Source organism: Corallococcus sp. AB049A (genome assembly GCF_003668885.1).
Classification (GTDB): Bacteria; Myxococcota; Myxococcia; order Myxococcales; family Myxococcaceae; genus Corallococcus; species Corallococcus interemptor.
The window spans coordinates 1-3,761 of record NZ_RAWL01000620.1; the positions used below are offsets into that span (position 1 = coordinate 1).

General features: G+C 70.7%; 4 protein-coding genes and 1 pseudogene. 2 read left to right on the forward strand and 3 right to left on the reverse strand.

Annotation, left to right across the window (positions count from 1 at the left end; genetic code table 11):
• Positions 1–73: 73 nt before the first annotated feature.
• Positions 74–1,081: an isocitrate dehydrogenase (NAD(+)) gene (locus tag D7X55_RS37245; protein ID WP_120548708.1), complete on the forward strand. Its 1,008-nt coding sequence runs from the start codon at positions 74–76 to the stop codon at positions 1,079–1,081.
• Between the two features lie 3 nt (positions 1,082–1,084).
• On the opposite strand, the gene D7X55_RS37250 is transcribed toward D7X55_RS37245, so the two are convergent.
• The 3 genes from D7X55_RS37250 to D7X55_RS37260 are packed head-to-tail and all read right to left on the reverse strand — an operon-like array spanning position 1,085 to position 3,210.
• Positions 1,085–1,471: a translation initiation factor gene (locus tag D7X55_RS37250; protein ID WP_120548707.1), complete on the reverse strand. Its 387-nt coding sequence runs from the start codon at positions 1,469–1,471 to the stop codon at positions 1,085–1,087.
• Between the two features lie 12 nt (positions 1,472–1,483).
• Positions 1,484–2,887, reverse strand: coding sequence for a vitamin K epoxide reductase family protein (locus tag D7X55_RS37255; RefSeq protein WP_120548706.1), 1,404 nt, complete (start codon positions 2,885–2,887; stop codon positions 1,484–1,486).
• Entirely contained in the window at positions 2,884–3,210 is a 327-nt protein-coding gene (locus D7X55_RS37260; RefSeq protein ID WP_120548705.1) for a cupin domain-containing protein, read from the reverse strand. The genes D7X55_RS37255 and D7X55_RS37260 overlap by 4 nt, the downstream gene beginning before the upstream one ends.
• 38 nt (positions 3,211–3,248) lie before the next feature.
• On the opposite strand from D7X55_RS37260, the pseudogene D7X55_RS37265 reads away from it, so the two are divergent.
• A pseudogene (locus tag D7X55_RS37265) lies at positions 3,249–3,761 on the forward strand (aminomethyl transferase family protein); the annotation flags it as partial.

Genomic DNA, 3,761 nt, shown 5'->3' on the forward strand with positions numbered 1-3,761 from the left:
GCCATGCCCAGGGGTGAATTCCGTCCGCTTTCGCCCTTCCGGCCCCCCCGGATTTGTGGTGTGAACCGCCCCCATGGCGAACACGCGCACTGTGACGGTCATCAACGGCGACGGCATCGGCCCCGAGGTCTCCGCGGCCACCATCCGCGTCCTGGAAGCCCTCAAGGTCCCCCTGGAGTTCGAGTTCAAGGACGCGGGCACGGAGGTCGTGGCCAAGTTCAACACCAACCTCCCGGACGAGACGGTGGAGGCGGTGCTGCGCAGCGGCGTGGCGCTCAAGGGCCCCACCGGCACCGTGGTGGGCCGCGGCCTGCCGTCCGCGAACGTGGGCCTGCGCAAGCGGCTGGACCTGTACTCGTCACTGCGCCCGGTGAAGAGCGTCCCCAACGTCAAGACGCGCTACGAGAACGTGGACCTGGTCGTCGTGCGTGAGAACACCGAGGACCTCTACGCGGGCCTGGAGCACATCGTGGTGCCGGGCGTCGTGGAGGCCATCAAGGTCATCACGGAGAAGGCCTCCACGCGCATCGCGCGCTTCGCCTTCGAGTACGCCAAGAAGAACGGCCGCAAGCGGGTGTCCGCCGTCCACAAGGCGAACATCATGAAGCTGTCCGACGGCCTCTTCCTGGACTGCTGCCGCAAGGTGAGCCGCGAGTACCCGGAGATCACCTTCGATGACGTCATCATCGACAACCTCTGCATGCAGCTGGTGAAGGACCCGACCCGCTTCGACGTGATGGTGATGGAGAACCTCTACGGCGACATCGTCAGCGACCTGTGCGCGGGCATGGTGGGCGGCCTGGGCATGGTGCCGGGCGCCAACATCGGCGAGCGCACCGCCGTCTTCGAGGCCGTGCACGGCACCGCCCCGGACATCGCGGGCAAGGGCATCGCGAACCCCACCGCCCTGATGATGTCCGCGGTGATGATGCTGGAGTGGCTGGACCTGAAGGAAGAGGCCCAGCGCATGGCCAACGCCATCCAGAAGGTCTACGGCGGCGAGTCCAAGGTCCGCACCGGCGACCTGGGCGGCAGCGCCACCACCGCCGAGTTCACCAACGCCATCATCGCCGCGCTGTAGTCCTCAGCCGACGGTGACCTTCCGCACGCCCCGCGCTTCCAGGAGCGCGGGGAGCCGGTCGCGCTGGTCGCCCTGAAGCACCAGCGTGTCGTCCTCCACCACGCCGCCGCAGCCCAGGCCGCCCTTGAGCGCCTTGAGCCACGTGTCCAGCTGCGCGGCGGGCAGCCCCAGCTGCTCCACCACCGTCACCTCCTTGCCGCCCCGGCCCTTGCGCTCCATGCGCACCACGGCGCGCGCGGGGCCCTTGGGCTCGGGTTTCGGCGCCGAGCCTCGGGGCTCCGGCGGAGGTGGCCCGGCGGGCAGCGCGTCCCGCTGCACGGACAGGGCGGCGAAGGGGTTGTTGAAGGGCCCCGGCGGCGGGGCCTCGTCCTTCTTGTCGCGCTTGCCCATGGCGTGTCCCCTCTACGGGTGGGCGTGGCCCTCGTGGCCGGGGGAGCCGGTGCCGCGGGGGCGCGCGGGCGGCAGGGCGCTGAAGCCAGGGGCGTCCGGGTTGCCGCTCGCCAGCACCAGCGCGTAGATGAGCGGCGCGGACGGAGGCACCTCGCGGCCGTTCACCAGCACCAGCGGAGTGCCCTGGATGTTGTAGCGCATGGCGTACTCGACGTCCTGGCGCAGCTTGCCAATGGTCTCCGGCGCCGTCATGCACCCCTCCAGCTGCGGGCGCGCCACGGAGCCGGAGCTGGCGATCTCCATCACCTTGTCCGTGTCCAGGAAGGCCTGCGCGGCGAAGAGCTTCTCACGCAGCTCCCAGAAGTCCTTCGCGCCCTCCAGGCACACCTGCGCCCGGGCCGCGGCGCAGCGCACGCTGAGCGCGTCCGGCCCGCGGTTGGGGATGGCCGGGTTGCACTGGCCATCCAGCGGGAACTGCCGCGCCTCCACGGACAGCATGCCCTTGGGGGCGTGCAGCTTGATGACGGCCAGCTCCTCCACCAGCGACTTGCAGTGGGGGCACTTGCTGTCGGTCCACTCCAGCACCTTCACCGGCGCGTCCGCGGGGCCGAAGAGCGTGCGCGGCGGATAGGCGGCCAGCTTCGGCTGTCCCGCCCGGTACATGGCCAGCGAGTCCGCCAGGAACTGCTTCTGGTCCGGCGGCAGGCTGGCGATGAACCCTTCCAGCGTGGCCGGCGGCGCGGGCGGCGGCGGCGTGGTGCTGGTGCCGCTCTGCGACGGCGTCTGCGCGGAGGCCACCGGCGGCAGGAAGGCGCCGGCCTTGGGCGCGTGCGGCGTGGCCCGGCCGGGCATCAGCATGGCCACGAAGGCGACGGCGGAGATGCCCACGGTCCACTTGAGCGTGTCGCCCCACTCGCCCGCCTGGGGCATGAGGGGCCCGGGCAGACCGCGCCACGCCACGCCCGCGAACGCGAGCACCAGCACATAGGTGCCCAGACACGTGGGGCACACCACGCCCACGCTCGCGCTCACGCTGGCGAAGACGGCGACGGAGACGACGCCCGCGAGCGCCAGCAGGCGCAGACCGCTGGACGCCGGACGCACCGGGCGGCCCGCCTTCGCCCACGCGAGGTACAGCGCGGCGAGGCCCACGGCGGACAGGCCCCACACGAGCCCCAGGCCCGCGATGGGGATGCCCAGCGTGTCGTGCACGGCGCTGGCGAAGTCCGAGTTCCAGACGGTCTCGCAGTTGACGTGCTCGTTGATGCCGCAGCTGGTGGCGCCACCGGCGCGCAGCGTGAGCAGCTCCATCCATTGATAGACGGCGAGCGCACTGGTGAGGAGGCCCAGCACCAGCAGCGCGAGTGCGCCACGGGTGGGAACGGGGGCGGCCGGGGTCGGGGCCTTCTTGCTCATGCGTGCTCCGGAGGCGGGGTCATGAAGACGAGGAGGCGGGCGTTGTCCGGGCCGTCGTTGACGACGCCGTGGTCGATGCCCGCGGGGGCGAAGAGGGTGGAACCGGGGCCATGCGCCGCTTCCTCGTCGCCGATGCGGAAGCGGCAGCTCCCCTCCAGCACGAGGTACACCTTGTCGGACGTGGCATGCCGGTGGGGCTTCTGCGCCTGGCCCGGGGCCAGGCAGTAGACGTCGAGGAAGAAGCGACCGGACTGGAAGACGGTGTGCTTCTGGAGCTTCTCTATAGAGAAGCCCTGGAAGGCCGAAAGCTGCTTCACATCCATCGTGGCATCCGCTCCTTCGCCTCTATATAGCGACGGGCATGGAACCGCTGACGCTGCATTTTGTTCACGAGCGGGTGGGTGCCCGCTTCATTCCGGTGGGGGGCCGCGAAGTCGTGGCCGGGTATGGAGACGTGGGCGCGGAGTATGGCGCGGCGCGTGGCGCCGTTGCACTGCACGATGCGTCCTACCGCGAAATCCTCCGGATAACGGGGGAGGATCGCGCCTCCTTCCTCCACGGCATGGTCACCCAGGAGGTGAAGAACCTCCCGGTGGGCTCGGCCGCCTATGCCGCCTTCATCACGGTGAAGGGCGCCATGGTGGGAGATGCGCGCATCCTCAAGCGGGAGGACGACCTCCTGCTGGACCTGGAGCCCGGGCTGGGCGCCAAGGTGCGGGAGTTCCTGGACAAATACCTCATCTCCGAGGACGCCGAGCTGCACGACGGCACCCCGGACCAGGCCTGGCTCAAGCTGCTCGGCCCCCGGACGGCCCAGGTGCTGGCCGCCGTCACGGGCGGTCCCCCGGAGCCCCCGGCGCCCCTGTCCAGCCGC

What these genes read in the sequence shown, in the direction of transcription:
- D7X55_RS37245 (WP_120548708.1), top strand. Translation starts at nt 74, where the DNA reads ATGGCGAACACGCGCACTGTGACGGTCATCAACGGCGACGGCATCGGC.
- D7X55_RS37250 (WP_120548707.1), bottom strand. Translation starts at nt 1,471, where the DNA reads ATGGGCAAGCGCGACAAGAAGGACGAGGCCCCGCCGCCGGGGCCCTTC.
- D7X55_RS37255 (WP_120548706.1), bottom strand. Translation starts at nt 2,887, where the DNA reads ATGAGCAAGAAGGCCCCGACCCCGGCCGCCCCCGTTCCCACCCGTGGC.
- D7X55_RS37260 (WP_120548705.1), bottom strand. Translation starts at nt 3,210, where the DNA reads ATGGATGTGAAGCAGCTTTCGGCCTTCCAGGGCTTCTCTATAGAGAAG.